We start from the raw sequence: 18,825 nt of genomic DNA on the forward strand, positions 1-18,825 counted from the left end.
AGTTGAATTCATTGTTATCGCAACATTCAATTACAACAAACAATCGTGACCAAATGATAGACATCACAGCATTTGTACAAGATGAAGTTCATGCGCTTGGAATGAAAGAAGGAACCGTTATTGTATACTGTCCACATACAACCGCAGGGATTACCATTAACGAAAACGCTGACCCTGATGTCAAAACAGACATGATACGCAGATTTGATGAAGTGTATCCTTGGTATGAAAAAGACGACCTCCATGCAGAGGGAAACACAGCAGCACACATGAAAGCAAGCACAGTTGGTTCTTCCCAAACGGTAATTGTTACAGCTGGAAAACTTCTTTTAGGTATATGGCAAGGGATTTATTTTTGTGAATTTGACGGGCCGAGAAACCGGACATTTTATATTAAGCTTGTACTCGATAGTTAATGAAAAGTTGAAGCATTTGGCAAGTGGGAAAGTGAGAGGCTCCACTTGCTTTTTTGTATAAAGGGCGATTTTGTGAATTGAACTAGTTTGAAGTATATCTTGAGGATTTACTGTTTTACAAAAAGGAATGTGTAAATAGCAGTTTTAGAATATTATTTATTAAAAGACACTTATATAAGTGATGGAATAATTCATAAATACGATGAAGCCCAATTTGATTTTAAGCGAAGGGAAATGGTCTTCATAGTTTTGATGAAGCCCAATGTGGATTTTTAAGCGAAGAGAAATAGTCTTCATAGCGTCGATGAAGCCCAATTTGAATTTTAAAGCGAAGGGAAATGGTCTTCATAGATTCGATGAAGCCCAATTTGAATTTTAAAGCGAAGAGAAATGTTCTTCATAGCGTCGATGAAGCCCAATTTGAATGTTTGAGCGAAGAGAAATGTTCTTCACAGATTCGATGAAGCCCATTTTGAATTTTTAAGCGAAGAGAAATGTTCTTCATAGCGTCGATGAAGCCCAATTTGAATGTTTGAGCGAAGAGAAATGTTCTTCATAGTTTCGATGAAGCCCAATTTGAATGTTTGAGCGAAGAGAAATGTTCTTCATAGATTCGATGAAGCCCATTTTGAATTTTTAAGCGAAGGGAAATGGTCTTCATAAGTACGATGAAGCCCATTTTTAATTTTCAAGCGAAGAGAAATGTTCTTCATAGATTCGATGAAGCCCAATTTGAATTTTTAAGCGAAAGGAAATGTTCTTCATAGATTCGATGAAGCCCATTTTGAATTTTCAAGCGAAGGGAAATGGTCTTCATAAGTACGATGAAGCCCGATTTGAATTTTTAAGCGAAGAGAAATGTTCTTCATAGCGTCGATGAAGCCCAATTTGAATGTTTGAGCGAAGAGAAATGTTCTTCATAGATTCGATGAAGAACATTTTGACTTTTCAAGTGAAGGGAAATGGTCTTCATAGATTCGATGAAGACCATTTTTGTTTTTCAAGCGAAGAGAAATGTTCTTCATAGCGTCGATGAAGCCCATTTTTAATTTTAGCAATAAGAAAAATGTTCTTCATTTATATTCATAAACATAATGAAGCCGAAAAATCACAGAACTCAAATCCAAAACCGTCTTCAACGTAACCAACCTATTACCCCTAAAATCCGTCACCCAGTAAAAACAGCTCGCCCAACCCTTCCAACAACAAGATTGGATGCAATAAACTCAGGCTCTCCCCTTTGTTGCAAACCAGGTGAAGCAAAATGATAAAGATATTGATCATCTAGCCTGGTTACTTGTGAAAGTAAATAAGCTGATACTGTTGCATTAGGTTTTCTACGACTATTCAGCGCTTCAATCATTTTTTCAGCAGTTTTAATGCCAATCCCGTGACCGAAAAAATGTCCATTGCCTAAATCGATCGCATTTTCAACCCTCCAATATGACACATTAGGATCGAACTCTGGATTATTAAAATATAAACAGTCTCCAGGAAGGAAATCATTTCCTTTTCGCGTGTTAATAGGTAAATCCTCATCTGAACGCCAATCTCTTAAATAAAGTCCTTGGTAAATCCGGTTAAACTGTTCAATATTAATTGATTCAAGCGCTGCTTTATAAAAAATAATGACGATTGCCGTTGCACATTCAAAGGCATATAACGGGCCGTTTTGAAATATATCTTTTATAGCATCTGCAGGCTGGACATCTTGTTTGAGCTTAAATCCGCCATTTGCTGTTAGTGTCCAATATTTTGGATTACATGTGGAATCAGCGAAGTTAGCAAATTTTGCTTGACTACTTAGTAAATCCCTTGCCGCACGAATGATCATCACTCGGAGTTTTAAAGCAAACCGAAACTGTTGAAAATGAGAAAAGTCATATCTTATTCGATAGCGTCCCATACGAGTTATGAGTTCATTTTCCTCTACTGTATATGAAGGAGATTTGAGCTGGACTGCATAATAGAGCCTATTTCCAATATAAATCATGATCTCACTCCTTATTACGTCATTTTGAGTCTTATTAATATATATGATGAATTCAGCAATGCAGAAGCTTAAGGAACTGCTAAAAAATGTTAACAATAAAATATATGGAAGTCATTGACAAACTAAATGGTGCGTTTTATAGTTAAACAGTTGAATAGTTAAACACTTTAACTATTAGAAGGGTGGCACCTCATAATGGATGAAAAGAAAATAGAAGATTTAATAAATAGGTACTTATCAGTTTCTTTTTCTGTCACAAAGCGTGGCGAAAGTCTGATGAAGGACAGTATCGGCGATTATATTACATATGATCAATGCTACACATTGCGCTATATCTATTTGAATCAGACATGTACTTCAACTGAGCTGGCTGAAGTTTTCGATGTGAAAAAAAGTGCAATTACAGCAATCATTAATCGCTTAACAGAAAAGGAGCTAATTAAACGAACACGCGATGAAAATGATAGGAGGGTTATTTACTTAACATTAACGGACAAGGGAATTGACTTCTACACAAAAACAGAAAAAAATATTCAGAATTTAGTAAAGTCATTTATTACTAGCTTTGATGAAAAAGAAATTGTTTCCTTTATAGAAACATACGAGAAATTAAATACGATACTTTATAATTTTAAAGAAATAAAGGTGGAGGAATAATCGTGAAAGCAATCATTAAAGGGAAATGGGCTGTTATCGTTGCATGGGTCGCTGTTGTTGTAGGGTTATTTTTTATTGCTCCTAACATGGCACATCTCGTACATGAAAAAGGACAAATAAGTGTACCTGAAGGGTATTCATCGACTTTAGCATCAGAAATATTAGATGAAGTACAGTCAGAAGAGAACTCTGCTGATGAAACACAGGTTGCACTCGTTTTTCATAATGAAAAGGGATTAACAGATGAAGAAATAAAAGAGGCTGAAAAAGCAATAACATTGCTAGAGGACAATAAAGAGTTAGCTGTCACAAGTGTGTTAACTCATTTTCGTGAAGAGGCTCTAAAAAGTCAGCTAGTATCGGAGGATGGAAAGACAATCCTTACTTCTGTTAATTTACGCTGGGACGATCGTACAGCTCAGGAAGTAACAGACCAACTATACGAAACAATTGATGAGATTAACGTAGAACATTATTATACGAGCGGTTGGATGATTGATGAGGCTGTCATGACAAGCTCACAAGAAGGCTTGAAAAAAACAGAAGGGATTACAGTTGTCTTCATTTTAGCAGTATTACTTCTCGTTTTTAGATCAGTCATTGCACCAATTATTCCACTTATAACAGTTGGGATAACGTATTTGGCATCACAATCAATTGTGTCAATTTTAGTTGATACAGTTAATTTTCCAATCTCAAACTTTACGCAAATATTTTTAGTAGCGGTATTATTCGGTATAGGTACAGATTATTGTATTTTATTATTAAGTAGATTCAAAGAGGAATTATCACATCACGAGAATGTTGCAGATGCAATTGTTGAAACGTATCGCAATGCCGGTAGAACAGTATTCTTTAGTGGTGTTGCAGTAATGATTGGTTTTGCCGCAATTGGTTTCTCTCAATTTAAGTTATACCAATCAGCATCAGCAGTAGCTGTTGGGGTTGCAGTATTATTAGTCGCTTTATTTACGGTTGTACCTTTCTTTATGGCGGTATTAGGAAATAAAATTTTCTGGCCTTCAAAAGGTAAACTTGAACATAAGGATAGTAGGCTTTGGGGTACTGTAGGAAAATTCTCTTTAGCAAGACCGTTAATTGCTTTAGCTGTAGTTGCGGTAGTTTCCGTACCATTTTTACTAAAATACGAAGGTGAGCTTTCGTACAACTCATTAGAGGAAATTAGTAGCGATGTCCCTGCAATAAAAGCATTTAATGCTATTGCTGACGGCTTTGGTCCTGGAGAATCGATGCCGACACAAATTGTATTGAAAAACGATGAGGAAATGGACTCAACAGAATATATTAGTCTTGCAGAAGGTATCTCAAAAGAGTTAGAAACAGTTGATTTAGTCGATACTGTTCGTTCTGTTACGAGACCAACTGGGGAAAAGATTGAAGATTTTTATGTTTCAAAACAAGCCGAGACTTTAGAAGAAGGTCTTGGTGAAGGGAAAGAGGGGCTTAAGCAAATAAGTGACGGGTTGGCAGAGGCTGAGACTGAACTGTCAAAATCATCACCACAGCTAACGGAAGCAACCGATGGGATTAATGATTTGATAAACGGTACGACAGAAATTAATTCTGGTCTAACAGAAATCCAAACAAATCTAGCAAAAATTGAAGATGGGATTCGTCAAGGCACGGCCGGCTCTGAAGAAATTAAGAAGGGCTTAGCAGAGGCAAAAAACGGAGCGGAGCAAATTCAGAAAAACAGTAATGCACTGTTAAATGGATATAAAGAAGTATCAGGTGGATTATCGGCTCTTAACACGGAATATGAAAAAGTTGGCAAAGGAATTAGTGCATTATCAGAAGCATTAAAAGGATTAGATAACGATTTTACAACATTAGAAAAGAATCCAGAATTCGCGGCATTGCTTGCTGATCAAACGTTTTTACAAACATATGGGAAAATTAAAGGTACAGTACAAAATGTCGCAACGGAACAACTACCTGCACTTGCTACAGGTCTGACTACGTTGAATGGAAAATTTGCTGAGGCAAGCACGGGTGTTAACACAGCGAACGAGAATTTTGCTAAGCTAATTGAAGGTCAGTCTCAAATTTCTACTGGAATTACCAAACTAATTGAGGGAATTGAGCAACAACAGAAAGGGCTAAATCAATTAGCAGACGGTCAAGGTCAAATTGTTAGCAATATGCCGAAGCTTTCTGATGGATTATCAGGTGTTGCCGATGGACAAAAGCAATTGTTAGATGGCTTTGGTGACCTTGATGGACAAATGGCACAATTAACGGATGGTCTTGGGCAAAGTGTTGATGGCTTAAATCAAGTTTCAGATGGCTTAGGCTCTGCTCAAACATATTTAGCCGATTTATCAAAAGCAGAAGAATCGGTAGGCTTTTATTTACCTGAAGAGGTGTTAACAAGCGAAGATTTTTCAGAAGCACTTAATACGTATCTTTCGACAGACCGAAAAGTGATGACTTTTGACGTAATTTTTCACGCTAACCCATATTCAAACGAAGCTATTAATCAAGTAGATGAACTTACTGCTGCGGTTGAACGTGCGACAAAGGATACAAAACTGGAAAATGCGAAGGTGGCTATTGGTGGAATTACGAGTGTAAATGCTGATTTAAGCACAATGTCTAATAATGACTATACACGCACTGTAATTTTAATGCTTGTCGGAATATCGATTATTCTTATTTTCTTATTCAGATCGATTATTATGCCGATGTATTTAATCGGATCACTCATCTTAACTTATTACACAGCAATGGGTATTAATGAATTAATATTTGTAAACATTTTAGGCTATACAGGAATTAGCTGGGCAGTTCCTTTCTTTGCTTTTGTTATTCTCGTCGCTCTAGGTGTTGATTATAGTATTTTCCTAATGGACAGATTTAACGAATATAAAGAAATGTCTGTTGCTGATGCGATGTTACTTGCGATGAAGAAAATGGGAACGGTCATTATCTCGGCTGTCGTTATTTTAGGTGGTACATTTGCAGCGATGATCCCGTCAGGAATGTTATCACTTATCCAAATTGCATCGATTATCTTAACAGGACTATTACTCTATGCATTTATTGTTCTACCATTATTTGTACCTGTTATGGTGAAAACATTTGGTCAAGGAAATTGGTGGCCTTTTAAAAGAGTATAAATTGGGAAATGGGAAATTGGTCATGAAACCCAATTCAAACCTTGCGTTCATTTTGAAACGATGTTAGAATATAGTTAATTATTTTTGTTCGGATAGTGATATTTAGATGGATGTTGCTTCAAAAGTTTCCTCCTCTTAATACAATCGTTGTCTAGCAAGAATATTAATACAATGTGGATATTTATCATATTCATTCCACACAGGAGGAAAAGTAATGTTAGAAGGTAAAGTAAAATGGTTTAACTCAGAAAAAGGTTTTGGATTTATCGAAGTTGAAGGTCAAGACGATGTATTCGTACATTTCTCTGCTATCCAAGGCGAAGGTTTCAAAACTTTAGAAGAAGGCCAAACAGTTACTTTTGAAGTTGAACAAGGCGCTCGTGGACCACAAGCTGCTAACGTACAAAAATAAGTATAACGCTGCATAAGCAGCTCTTATAAAAAGACCTCACTTAAGTGAGGTCTTTTTCTGTTCTTTTCATATTTAAAACGAAAGTGCGAGACTCCTTCGTTCTCATATCTAGACAGGCTATCACCTATCTCGAAAAGGCGTAAACTGTGTGGAAGTCAACCAATCTGTAAAAATTACAATATCTATTTTTATCTGCATTGTTAATCTATCCCTAAAAACAAAAACTAATCCCTTCTATGATGAATGATAGTTTAGTAGGATAAAAAGAACAAAAACGAAAAAGTTTATCATTTCCATTCCAATTCTTCTAGCAATCCTGTAAAATGGACATTAACGCATATTTTTTTTATACGATCGATTTGTCAAAGTTTCAACATAAGGACCAGGACACTCAAATTAAGGGAGAATAAACATGGTAGAAAAAATTATTTCAAGCAAGAAAACAATTGTTATTCTAGCAATACTTATCGTAGCTGCAATTGCAGTATTTATCTTCCTATCTACTAGAAGTGAAGTAGTAGCAAAGGTAGGGAAAGAAAACCTCACAAAAGATGATTTATACACATTTTTTGTAGAGCAAAATGGTGAAGCTGCAGTAGAAACGTTAATTACACAAAGCATTATTGATCAAGAAGTTAAAAAAGAAAAAATTAGTGTAACAGATAAAGAAATTGATGAAGAAGTGAAAAAGACTATCGAGAGCATCGGTGGGGAAGAAGCATTCCAGCAGGCGTTAGCTTCAAGTGGAGTGACTGAAGAAGATTTTAAAAAGAATATGAAAACAAACATGGAAATTGAAAAACTTCTAGAACCAAAAATTAAAATAACTGATGAAGAAATGCAAAAGCATTTTGATGAAAATAAAGAAACATACGCTGTTCAAGAACAAGTGGAAGCAAGTCATATTTTAGTTGAGGATGAAGCAACAGCTAAAGAAGTGAAAAAGAAACTTGATGAAGGTGGAGACTTTGCTGAATTAGCTAAAGAATACTCTACAGATACAGGTTCAGCTCAAGCTGGCGGTGAACTTGGGTTCTTTCCAAAAGGACAAATGGTTGCAGAATTTGAAAAAGCTGCATTTGCTATGAAGGTTGATGAAATTTCTGAACCTGTTAAATCACAGCATGGTTTTCATATCATTAAAGTAACAGATAAGAAGGAAGCAGAAGAAGCGAACTTCGAGAAAAGTAAAGATGAAATCAAAGACTATTTATTCTCTACGAAGATGCAAGAAGAAAGCCCTAAATGGTTAGAGGAGAAAAAGAAAGAATATAGCCCGAAAAATTATTTAACTAAAGAGTAGTATAAAAAAGAAGCGGACTTTAATAAGTCCGTTTCTTTTTGTCGTTTTTGAAAAAAATATCGAAACTTGTCATTTTTTGAAACAATTTTAAAATTCATACGTCTTACATGTAGATAGAAAGAAATGAGAGGCGTATGAACATGAAAAAGAAGAAGCGCTATTTTCAAACATTAGTAGTAACAAATCTAGTATTATTCAGCTTGTTAATGTGGTGTATTTGTGAGATGAAAGCATAAAAGAGTTTATAGGTCTTCTTAGAAAGTGATATAATAACTATATTCAGAATATTCTAGACTTTCAAAAAGGAGAATCGATATGACACAACAAGAAGATAAAGGTTATTTTGGAGAATTTGGCGGTAGTTATGTACCAGATGACTTGAAGAATGTTTTAACAATTTTAGATGATAACTTTGAAAAGTATAAGAATGACCCTGAATTTATAAAAGAATTCGATTATTATATGAAAGAATATATTGGACGCGAAAATCCGTTAACATTTGCAGAGAACTTAACAAAGCTAGTTGGTGGCGCGAAAATATATTTAAAAAGGGAGGATTTAAATCATACCGGGGCACATAAAATTAACAATGCAATCGGACAAATTTTACTTGCGAAACGAATGGGTGCAACGCGCATCATCGCAGAAACGGGTGCTGGGCAGCACGGTGTAGCGACAGCGACAGCATGTGCAATTGTCGGAGGTATGGATTGCACAATTTATATGGGGAAACTGGATATGGAAAGACAAGCTTTAAATGTTTTCCGTATGGAACTGCTAGGTGCGAAGGTTGTTCCTGTTAAAAAGGGGCAAGGACGTTTAAAGGATGCTGTTGATGAGGCATTAAATGATCTTGTAAAAAACTTTGAAACAACATTTTATTTATTAGGCTCAGCCGTTGGACCACATCCATTTCCAACAATCGTAAAACACTTCCAATCAATCATTAGTAAGGAATCGAAACAGCAAATCCTTGAAAAGGAAGGGAAACTCCCTACAGCGGTTATCGCAGTTGCGGGTGGTGGGAGTAATGCAATCGGCTCTTTTGCACATTATCTTGATGAAGAAGCAGTGCAGTTAATTGGAGTTGAACCAGCTGAAGCACCAACCTTAACTGAGGGTGTCCCTGCTGTAATCCACGGATTTAAATGTATTACACTATTAGATGAAGACGGAAATCCTAAGCCTACTTACTCAATTGCAGCTGGCTTAGATTACCCAGGAATTGGTCCAGAACATAGTCATCTAAAAGTAACGAATCGAGCGCAATATGTAACAGTAACAGGTCAGGAAGCATTAGAAGCCTTTCAGGTTTTATCAAAGGTTGAAGGGATTATTCCGGCATTAGAAAGTGCCCATGCAATTGCTTATGCGATGAAGGCAGCGAAGAACTATAGCAAGGATGATATATTAATTGTCAATCTTTCTGGTCGCGGTGATAAGGATGTTGAGCAAGTATACGAAATGATTCGAAAAAGTGAATGACTCGTAACTGAAAAGAGTTCAGTCATCACATTCCTATAAGTAAGAAAGGTCGAAGTCAATCTGATTTCGGCCTTTTTATTTATTGGTTGTTTTCGTATACATGGTAATTAAAGGCATCCCTATTTGAGGTTTGTACCATTTTTCTGTGTTCAAGCCTTATTAACTAATTATCTAATACGCATGATTAAATGACAGAGAAATATCTGTCAGGATTGTTGAAATTTGGACACTTAACAAATGCGTCATATACATGTACTCTTAATATATTATGATAAGAACAAAAGGGGAAATGATGAATCACTATAGGATTCTCTGATAACAATTAACTCGACCATTCTTTACATTGAAAATAAGATTAGAACGGTGAGGCGATGACTGCAATGATGGGGAAAATTACAAATCAACTAGTTGTTAACACACATATTTTTTCAGCTGATAGTCTAACAGAATTAAAGAAAAGGATGAAAAGTATTCATCTTAAAAGTGGAGAATATCTATATTCTGAAGGTGAAATGATTGAAAATATGTATTTTATTATAGAAGGTGCACTTACTTTATATAAAAGCACGGAAGACGGGAAAGTACTCACTTTGAATTACTATGAAAGCGGCGATTTGTTTGGAGGTTACGTATCAAATGGCAGCCACGGAGCAATGGAAAATGCTAAGGCGATTGAAGATTCAACCATTGGCATCATTGAGAAGCCGGATATTGAGCTGTTGCAATGGCAAAATCGTAACTTTGCAATTGAATTTACTAAGTGGGTCAGTTACTCACAAACATTAACACAAACGAAGCTAAGGGATTTAATGTTTTTTGGTAAAAATGGTGCATTAGCTTCAGCGCTTATTCGGATGAAAAATACGTATGGTGTCCACGTTAATGGCGTATGGGAAATCACTAAAAAATTCACACATGATGAAATAGCTTGTTTAATCGGAACGCCTCGCGAAACGGTCACACGTATGATTAATCAATTAAAAAAAGACAATCTTCTTACTTATGACAAAGGCTTTATTACCATTCTAGATGTAGATGGGCTCCGCACAATTTGCAGCTGTGAGGACTGTCCAGTGCAAGTTTGTCGTTTATAAAGACTACTGGTGGAGGAATAGAAATTTCTTCTGCTAGTAGTTTTTATTTGTAATTAAATAGTTAGATGACTATTAGCATATTGTCAATGAACTAATATTGGGAGCTGAATCCGATTTTGTGAAAATAAATTGGTTGAAACCTACTGCATAACTTCGATGAACCCTTTTCTGCCTGTAAGACCATAGAAAACCAACATACCATTTAATTCAACCCACTAATCCACAGTAATCAGAAGCAATACACCACTCGATCGCTTTATCAACTGAAACACTCTCAAATCTGTTACTACATCATTCCTCTATTACCTTCCAACCAACTTATTAACTAGATAATAATCTATCAATAAAAAACGTGATGTGACATCTATCACATAGGTAAGTATGTTTTACCTTAACTCATATGTTACCAAACATAGTCATTCTGTTATTGTGCCATAGAATAGAATATCTGTAAGTTGTTTGATATGATAAATAAGGATGTAGGCTACCCACAACAAATAAGATAGAACGAAGCCGAAAATAAAGGCACTTTTCTAAGAAATTTGAAGCTTTTTTATATACTTAATTGATGCCGCCGATGCTAGTCAGGCTCACTTCCTCGGAAGGAGAGCAATGCAGCGGAAGCTACCAACTAAGTGAAAAGCTACAAAGCCGATGAAAAAAGCCGAAAATGAAAGAGGAAAAGAAATGTTACATGAATTTATCATAAACGTACCTTATAAAGAAATTGATGACATGACAGACAAATTAAATGCTGCAGGAATATACAACTTGTATTATGAACCACCAATTGAGATTATTAAAGTTCAAAATGGTTATGGCTATGAGGAAAAGGCAGAAGAACATGTGGCATTAAAAATTTATGCGAGTGATTGTGAAGTAGATGGCCTTCCGGATGAGTATTTCTCACTAATTACAGAGACGTTACAGCTTAAAAAAGAGGATATCATGCATACGGCGCGCGAAGAATCAGAATGGGAACAGACGTATGAATTTGAGGATATAGACCTCGGCAATAACTGGGTGATTACGTACCCAAATTCAGAACAACAGTACATAGGGAAACAAGTGTTGAAATTTGACCCATTAGCAGCATTCGGAACAGGGCTTCATGAAACAACACAAGGCTGTTTAAGAATGATACTTGATTCAGATTTAGCAGATAAAACGGTATTAGACCTTGGAACAGGCTCTGGTATGCTAACAATTGCCGCTTCGTTAAAAGGTGCAAAGAAAGTTGTTGCCGTTGATTATGAAGATGTGGCAAGAGAACTGTATCATAATGCACAATTAAACGAGTTAACGAATGATATTGACGTTGTTCAAGCGGATTTAATTACAGGTGATTATGAAATTGAAGACAATTATGACGTCATTTTTATCAATATTGGTGCAAATGAAACAGTTCAAATTATTAAGCATCATGATTTATTGAAAAATAGCAATCAGTTTATTATTTCAGGTCTTGTTGAATGGAATCTGGATGAGTTATTAGCGTTATTTAAAGATGGTGGCTTTGTTATTCATGAAAAAGCTCAAACGAATGAATGGGTGACAATTTCATTTGAAAAGAAATCATAACATTCTGATTAAATTTTTCCTGTTCGTGGTTATTTTCGTCATGTAAACTATGATAGAATAGAATATATTTAACAGTGTAAAGGAGATTATTATGGAAAAAGTATTAGTTTTTGGTCATAAAAATCCGGATACAGATACAATCTGTTCCGCGATTGCGTATGCTGAATTAAAAAATAAGCTTGGACAAGCTGCTGAGCCAATTCGTTTAGGTGAAGTAAATGGTGAAACACAATATGCACTTGACTTCTTTAAAAAGGAAGCACCACGTTTAGTTGAAAAAGTGGCAGCTGAAGCAAAGGAAGTTATTTTAGTTGACCATAACGAGCGTCAACAAAGTGCTGACGATATTACAGAGGTTCGTGTTCTTGAAGTAATCGACCACCACCGTATTGCAAACTTTGAAACAAGTGATCCACTTTATTACCGTGCAGAGCCAGTTGGCTGTACAGCTACAATCTTAAATAAACTGTACAAAGAAAACGGTGTTCAAATTGAAAAAGAAACAGCTGGATTAATGTTATCAGCAATTATATCTGATTCATTATTATTTAAATCACCGACTTGTACACAAGAGGATATTGACGCTGCTAAAGAACTTGCGGAAATCGCTGGTGTTGATGCGGATACATACGGATTAGATATGTTAAAAGCAGGTGCAGATTTAAGTGACAAATCAGTTGAACAATTAATCTCACTTGATGCAAAAGAATTCCAAATGGGTGCAAGCAAAGTAGAAATTGCTCAAGTTAATGCTGTTGATACGAATGATGTACTTGTTAATAAAGCTGAAATCGAAGCAGCTCTTACTAAAGTTGTTGCTGATAAAGGTTTAGACTTATTCTTGTTTGTTGTAACAGACATTTTAACGAATGACTCAGTTGCGATTGCAATTGGAACGGAAACTGCTAAAGTTGAAAAAGCATTCAATGTCTCATTAGATAACAACCAAGCAACATTAAAAGGTGTAGTTTCTCGTAAAAAGCAAATTGTTCCTGTCTTAACAGAAGCATTTACAAATTAATAAAAGAAAGGCATGGAAAATAAAACTCTTATATCCATGCCTTTTTTGTTTATTGGTGAATCGGCTGTTCCTTCAGCTTCTTGTCTTTCTTTCTCCCATTTACCGGTTTGAAAATAGCCAACTCCATTACAAGCAACGAGATTAATCCGATTATCCCAATTGCACCAACTCCGTTTGCGAACAATTCCTTTTTGAAAAATAAATAATCTTGTAATGAATCAACAGTAAAGCGAAACGGGACCCAAGAGTATAAGAAATCTCTCGTTACAGGCGGAAGTAATTCCGGTGCTAATGTCATAATAGGCATCGAAAAAAATAATAGTAAAATAAATAAAGGTGCTGCAGGGTAGCCAATCCAATTTAACAATGCATTTTGTATGAAGAAAAAGCAAAGTCCAATAAACAGTAACAGCATATAAAATTCACCGATGTTCGGAACAGACACCTTCAAAACTTGTGTTGATAAAAACAGTGTAACAGCTGAAAGGGCAGCAACAAAAAGGATTCCTGCTAATAACTGACTAACAAGTGAGGAAGCAGACCATGTCCCTCCTGTTTCTTTCTTAATTAGTGTATAAAGTGTCATCGATGCAAAAAAGGTTGCTAACCATAATAATTGTGTGAAAATTGCTGGGGTATTTCCATTTGCATTGTTTGCTGCTACGTTGTTTACTTCGTCTGTCTTTATCGTAATTGGATTTGCTAATTGGAGAGCAAGCTCAGTTGATAGTGGGACCTTTAATGCTTCAATCTGTTGGAATAACTGTGTTTGCACTTGTTGATTCAGATTAGTAACGACATTCGTTGCGATTGTTGTTGCAATATTTGCCCCGGTAAAATTTAATCCTTCATTAATGATGATTGTAGCTGTTGGTACATCGGAGTTCTCGTCTGTTAGCGATATTATAGACCGTGAAAAATCTACTGGTAACGAAAGCGTTGCGTACATCTCCTTATTATTCATTGCCTCAAACGCCTCTTGTCTAGATAAGAAGTGCCACTTTACCTCTTTTGACTCATTCTTTTTAAGCTCTGTTAGTAATGTCTCTCCAATATTCATGCTTTCACCATTTGGCAAGATGGCTCCCTCATCCTCGACAACTACCGCAATTGGTAGCTCCACAGGTGTGGGGTTAACAGTTGAACCCATAAATGCAAATGTAAAAATAGTTGTTATGAGAACAATCAATCCTAAACCTGCCCAAATTAACTTGTTATGAAAAAAATGGCGCATCATCAAATCCCCCCTCTTGACAATTTGTAACATATACAACATTGTGTTGTTTATAATGCCAATTATAAGAAATTGAAGGCGAGAAACAATAAGCAATCCTTGTTGATTCGTTATATAAACAACAGCTTAGGCTTACATGTTGTGTAATTTACAAAAATGTAAAGGAGTGAGTAAGGAATGGCGAAGAAAACGGACCTTCGAGTAATAAAAACGAAAAGGTTACTAAAAGAAGCGTTCATTACACTTATCAAGAAAAAAGGCTTTGAAGCAATTACAATTCAGGATTTAGCGGATGAGGCTGTCATTAATCGCGCAACCTTTTACTTACATTATCAAGATAAGTACGATTTACTAGAACAAATTAGTGATGAATATATTGCTGAATTAATGAATGAAGTGAATATATCCTTTCACTTAAATAAAGGAGGCATACATGCACCACGTTTTAAACAAACATTAAAACAGATTTTTGAAAACTTAGAAAAGAATCGTAATTTTTATGAAGTAATGTTAGGAGCGAATGAGATTTCAGATTTCACAAATAAAATTGAAAAATGCTTATATGAAAAGTTCGAAAACAGTTTCATAGAAATATTGGGTGATTTAAATCAATTAAAGGTACCATATGATTTTATATTAAGTTTCATAAGCTCGGCTTACATAGGGGTTGTTAAGTGGTGGCTATTGAATGCTGAAAATCATTATACAGTTGAATTTATGGCAGAACAACTTGGGAATGTTATTACGAAAGGGCCGATGCAGGCTATTGGTCATGAAATCACCTATTTAGAAAATGAAGAGAGTAAATGAGTTGTCCGTTAAATAGATGAGGGACTCGTTTAAAAAATAATTATTTAAATTTTGTCAAAATTATTAAAACATGGTAACGACCAAATATGGTACAATAGAACTGGTAAAAAGTAACTATAAATGGAGAGTCAATACAATGACATCAGATATATTTCATTACATGGTCATTATGGTCGTTGCAGGAGTATTAAACACAATTTTAGGCTTCTATGCCTATTTAAAACGTAAAACCTTCAATGGGAGCACGATTTTTCTGCTCATCTCACTGTGCTCAGCAATTTACACATTCGGTCATGCTTTTGAACTTGCAAGCTATGAGTTAGAGATGATTATTAGCTGGGTTTATGTACAATATATTGGTATGCCTTATTTAGCGCCATTAAGTATGTTATTAGTCATGGTCTATACAGGGATGGATAAGTTCATTGTGAAGAAAAATGTCATTCTTATCTTTATCATACCGGCTTTGACAACGATCATCGTTTTGACGAATCATATCCATCATTTTTTCTATCAGTCTATTTATATACGTAACGATGGTACATCATTAATTGATTTTACAATAGGACCTTGGTATATCGTACATGGAAGCTATACGTTTGCTTCCTTATTAGTTGGTGGGATTTTCATTATTTCATATTGGAGACAAACGAAAACAACGTATTGGAAACAAAATACAGTCATGCTGCTAGCATTATATCTTCCAATGTTGACTTCATTTCTTTATTTAATAGGGCTAACACCACATGGAATGGACCCGGTCCCTGTCGTCATGAGTGTTACAGCAGCATTATATATTTGGGCCTTTCAATCAACTAATCTGTTAAAATTAGCACCAATCGCAAGAGGCCTGATTTTTGATACAATGCGTGATGGAGTGATTGTATTAGATGCAAAGCAACGAATTGTTGATTTTAATCAATCAGCAAAAGCGTTGTTTCATAATGTAAATAATCAATCAATTGGGATGCCGATTTATTCAATTTGGAAAGCAAATGAAATACCCTTTCAAAAGGTCATGAATTTGAATTATACGACAGAGTTTGAAATCGAATGGAGTGGCAATTGTGCTTATTATCAAATCCGTTCATCACCAGTATACAAAAAGAATCGAGAGTTTGTGGGAAGTACAATTGTAATCCTTGATATTACAGAACAGAGGCGGCTTCAGGAAAAACTTGAAAAATTGGCTTACATAGATGGATTAACAGAAATATTAAATAGGTCAGCATTTATTGAGCAGACGAAAAAATGTCTGCAACAAAATGATAGAACGAAACAGTCGACATCGATTATACTATTTGATATAGACCACTTTAAACAAATTAATGATACATATGGACACCAAATTGGTGACGAGGTTATCCGACATGTCGTCACGATCTGTGAGCAGCACTTAAAACCAGGAGATTTGTTTGGACGCTATGGTGGTGAGGAGTTTGTCATTTGCTTACCTCAGCAATGTCTTCTTCAAGCTGAAGCAATTGTTGAAAAGATCCGTAAATGCATCGAAACAACACCTTTAGCATCATCCAAAGAAATTAGTGTGACGGCAAGTTTTGGTATAACTGAAGCAGCCTGCGATGCTTCAATAGAGGAGCTTCTACACCGAGCGGATGAGGCGCTTTATGCATCAAAACATCATGGGAGGAATACGATTCATATTTATCGGGATGGTGAGATTTGTTTGAGTGGGGTGCATTAGTGATTAAGTGGGGACAGTCCCCAGATTAGGGTAGTCTCATAATTAAGACATCAATTATTATTAAGAGTTGGATGCCATTTTTAGTGAAAATTTTTGGGGACAGTCCCCGGTTTATTAAGGTGGACAGTCCCAGGGGGGAGATGTTGGTTATGGCACTTATTCAATGTCAGTTTTTTTCGGAAGTTTTATCGTTGAGTACGTCGATGACGGTTATTTTGCCGCAGCAGACTTCGTCGCAGATTGGGATGGAGAATCGAATGAAGGCTGATAAGCATCAAACACTTTATCTTCTTCATGGGTTTAGTGATGATGATACGATTTGGACAAGGCGGACATCGATTGAACGGTATGTTGCACCGCTTGGATTAGCGGTCGTTATGCCACAGGTACATCAAAGTTTTTATACGGATATGAAATATGGAAATCGCTATTGGACCTTTTTAACAGAAGAATTACCTGAAATAGCCCGTTCCTTCTTCCCTTTATCAGAGAAGCGAGAAGACAACTTTGTTGCGGGATTATCAATGGGGGGCTACGGTGCGTTTAAGTGGGCACTTCGTCACCCAGACAGAATTGCTGCAGCGGCAAGCTTATCAGGTGCGTTAGATATGGCAAAGTGGATTAAACAACCGAACCATTTACAAGATGTATTTAGTCTAATTTACGGGGAGGATGAGATTGCTAACACAGATAATGACTTGTTATGGTTATTGGAACAAGGTGAAAAGCAAACCCTGAAGCCTGACCTTTATCAATGCTGTGGTACGGAGGACTTTCTCTATGATAGCAACCTCACCTTTACAGCAAAATGTGAACAAACGAGTTACTCTTTAACAACCGATTATGGACCTGGAAGCCATGAGTGGGAATATTGGGATGAGAAAATTAAAGATGTACTAAAATGGTTACCACTTAAATAAACGTGAAAAAAGTGCTTCTCGAAATTTGAGATAGCACTTTTTTAGCAATTATTTTTCTAAAAGATTATATTTTTCCTTCAACGATAATGGTGCAAACTTCACAATTCGTTCGAGTAAAAAAGTTGCAATGACAACATCATCAACAATTCCGAAAAATGCTAGAAAGTCTGGAATTAAATCGAACGGAAAGAATACATAAAAGAGGAAAAAGCCAACCCCTACTAGTTTCCTTGTCTTTGTAACCTCTGTTGAAAGAAAGAAATCCTTTAAAAATGGGATGAAGCGCCAAAATGTAAAAATGAATTTTAGGCGTTTTAAATATTTCATAAAACACTCCTCTGAGAAATTAATCATGTGTGACATGTATATTTAAAACTAATTTAACATGAACTGTAAGCCCATAATTAGAGAATCATCTAGGGAAATGTTTTAAACCCCTGACATATTCATATTACTTCATTTTAACCAAAACATAGAGCTTAAATGACTTGAATCAGGTCTTGATCCTTGCTCTCGACCCCTTCTTTAAAGGTTAATCTTGTTTTAAAACGGTAAGAGGTACGCTCTGACGTAGCTGGTATCGTGTCTGGCAGTTGAAATGTAAACGAAACTTGACTGTTTTCCTCAGGATTTAATTCCTTTGATGAGAGGATCATAGTATTATCAATTACCTTTTCATCACCTGTTACATTACATACTTGAACTAAATCACATTCAATACGCTTCAGTTGCTGAGAGGTAATGCCACCTTTAATGAAAAAGTGACCATTAATTGTTTCTCCTCGTGAATACGTATCTTTTGGCAAGATTAAATCTATCAGGGCTGAACCGACTCCTAATAAAGACATATATTTTCTAAGTAACATCATATTTTTCCTCCTAGTTTTCATATATTCGTTGTATATCTGCTCCTACATACAATGTTGTTTTTATTTTTGTATAGATATTGAACATTTAATATCCATGGCTAACATTGATAACTTATAACTCTGCTCATCCCTTTGTAGGTAAAATTTTCCATCCTGTGAAATAGAAAAAACCTTTACCGAAATGG

At 35.7% G+C, this 18,825-nt stretch carries 16 protein-coding genes; 12 read left to right on the forward strand and 4 right to left on the reverse strand.

What is annotated here, in order from left to right; all coding sequences use genetic code 11:
* The first annotated feature begins 11 nt into the window (after nucleotides 1-11).
* Nucleotides 12-416 carry a secondary thiamine-phosphate synthase enzyme YjbQ gene (locus J2S19_RS05010; protein WP_307338148.1) on the forward strand — a complete coding sequence of 135 codons (405 nt, stop codon included), beginning with the start codon at nucleotides 12-14 and terminating at the stop codon, nucleotides 414-416.
* 1,168 nt (nucleotides 417-1,584) lie between these two features.
* Here the strand turns inward: J2S19_RS05010 and J2S19_RS05015 are convergent.
* Complete coding sequence (locus tag J2S19_RS05015) at nucleotides 1,585-2,409, reverse strand: protein-glutamine gamma-glutamyltransferase (protein WP_307338150.1); 825 nt, start codon at nucleotides 2,407-2,409, stop codon at nucleotides 1,585-1,587.
* 195 nt (nucleotides 2,410-2,604) lie between these two features.
* On the opposite strand from J2S19_RS05015, the gene J2S19_RS05020 reads away from it, so the two are divergent.
* The 8 genes from J2S19_RS05020 (at nucleotide 2,605) to J2S19_RS05055 (ending at nucleotide 13,102) form a co-directional block, all read left to right on the forward strand.
* Nucleotides 2,605-3,066: a MarR family winged helix-turn-helix transcriptional regulator gene (locus J2S19_RS05020; RefSeq protein ID WP_307338155.1), complete on the forward strand. Its 462-nt coding sequence runs from the start codon at nucleotides 2,605-2,607 to the stop codon at nucleotides 3,064-3,066.
* A 2-nt stretch (nucleotides 3,067-3,068) separates the two neighbouring features.
* Nucleotides 3,069-6,206 carry an MMPL family transporter gene (locus J2S19_RS05025; protein ID WP_307338158.1) on the forward strand — a complete coding sequence of 1,046 codons (3,138 nt, stop codon included), beginning with the start codon at nucleotides 3,069-3,071 and terminating at the stop codon, nucleotides 6,204-6,206.
* Between the two features lie 214 nt (nucleotides 6,207-6,420).
* Nucleotides 6,421-6,618: a cold-shock protein gene (locus J2S19_RS05030; RefSeq protein ID WP_066330280.1), complete on the forward strand. Its 198-nt coding sequence runs from the start codon at nucleotides 6,421-6,423 to the stop codon at nucleotides 6,616-6,618.
* A gap of 412 nt (nucleotides 6,619-7,030) precedes the next feature.
* Nucleotides 7,031-7,921 carry a peptidylprolyl isomerase gene (locus tag J2S19_RS05035; RefSeq protein ID WP_307338160.1) on the forward strand — a complete coding sequence of 297 codons (891 nt, stop codon included), beginning with the start codon at nucleotides 7,031-7,033 and terminating at the stop codon, nucleotides 7,919-7,921.
* 315 nt (nucleotides 7,922-8,236) lie between these two features.
* On the forward strand, nucleotides 8,237-9,406 hold the full coding sequence (gene trpB, locus J2S19_RS05040) for a tryptophan synthase subunit beta (protein WP_307338164.1): 1,170 nt from the start codon (nucleotides 8,237-8,239) through the stop codon (nucleotides 9,404-9,406).
* Between the two features lie 371 nt (nucleotides 9,407-9,777).
* Nucleotides 9,778-10,500: a Crp/Fnr family transcriptional regulator gene (locus J2S19_RS05045; RefSeq protein WP_307338167.1), complete on the forward strand. Its 723-nt coding sequence runs from the start codon at nucleotides 9,778-9,780 to the stop codon at nucleotides 10,498-10,500.
* A 687-nt stretch (nucleotides 10,501-11,187) separates the two neighbouring features.
* Entirely contained in the window at nucleotides 11,188-12,081 is an 894-nt protein-coding gene (locus J2S19_RS05050; RefSeq protein ID WP_307338170.1) for a 50S ribosomal protein L11 methyltransferase, read from the forward strand.
* 91 nt (nucleotides 12,082-12,172) lie between these two features.
* Entirely contained in the window at nucleotides 12,173-13,102 is a 930-nt protein-coding gene (locus J2S19_RS05055; protein WP_307338173.1) for a manganese-dependent inorganic pyrophosphatase, read from the forward strand.
* A gap of 49 nt (nucleotides 13,103-13,151) precedes the next feature.
* Here J2S19_RS05055 and J2S19_RS05060 read toward each other — a convergent pair whose 3' ends face one another.
* Nucleotides 13,152-14,339 carry a YhgE/Pip domain-containing protein gene (locus tag J2S19_RS05060; protein WP_307338176.1) on the reverse strand — a complete coding sequence of 396 codons (1,188 nt, stop codon included), beginning with the start codon at nucleotides 14,337-14,339 and terminating at the stop codon, nucleotides 13,152-13,154.
* A 174-nt stretch (nucleotides 14,340-14,513) separates the two neighbouring features.
* On the opposite strand from J2S19_RS05060, the gene J2S19_RS05065 reads away from it, so the two are divergent.
* The 3 genes from J2S19_RS05065 to J2S19_RS05075 all read left to right on the forward strand — a co-directional run bounded on the left by J2S19_RS05065 (nucleotide 14,514) and on the right by J2S19_RS05075 (nucleotide 17,771).
* The gene (locus J2S19_RS05065; protein WP_307338179.1) at nucleotides 14,514-15,146 is read left to right on the forward strand and encodes a TetR/AcrR family transcriptional regulator; all 633 of its coding nucleotides are present in this window, start codon (nucleotides 14,514-14,516) and stop codon (nucleotides 15,144-15,146) included.
* A gap of 136 nt (nucleotides 15,147-15,282) precedes the next feature.
* The gene (locus J2S19_RS05070) at nucleotides 15,283-16,851 is read left to right on the forward strand and encodes a histidine kinase N-terminal 7TM domain-containing diguanylate cyclase (protein ID WP_307338181.1); all 1,569 of its coding nucleotides are present in this window, start codon (nucleotides 15,283-15,285) and stop codon (nucleotides 16,849-16,851) included.
* 149 nt (nucleotides 16,852-17,000) lie between these two features.
* Entirely contained in the window at nucleotides 17,001-17,771 is a 771-nt protein-coding gene (locus tag J2S19_RS05075; RefSeq protein WP_307338184.1) for an alpha/beta hydrolase, read from the forward strand.
* 48 nt (nucleotides 17,772-17,819) lie between these two features.
* Here J2S19_RS05075 and J2S19_RS05080 read toward each other — a convergent pair whose 3' ends face one another.
* Nucleotides 17,820-18,098 carry a DUF1232 domain-containing protein gene (locus J2S19_RS05080; protein ID WP_307338187.1) on the reverse strand — a complete coding sequence of 93 codons (279 nt, stop codon included), beginning with the start codon at nucleotides 18,096-18,098 and terminating at the stop codon, nucleotides 17,820-17,822.
* A 152-nt stretch (nucleotides 18,099-18,250) separates the two neighbouring features.
* A complete protein-coding gene (locus tag J2S19_RS05085; RefSeq protein WP_307338189.1) occupies nucleotides 18,251-18,640 on the reverse strand; it encodes a sporulation protein in 390 nt (129 codons plus the stop codon).
* Between the last annotated feature and the right edge of the window lie 185 nt (nucleotides 18,641-18,825).

Origin of the sequence: Metabacillus malikii, from assembly GCF_030813355.1 — a bacterium.
In the GTDB taxonomy this organism is placed as follows: domain Bacteria; phylum Bacillota; class Bacilli; order Bacillales; family Bacillaceae; genus Metabacillus; species Metabacillus malikii.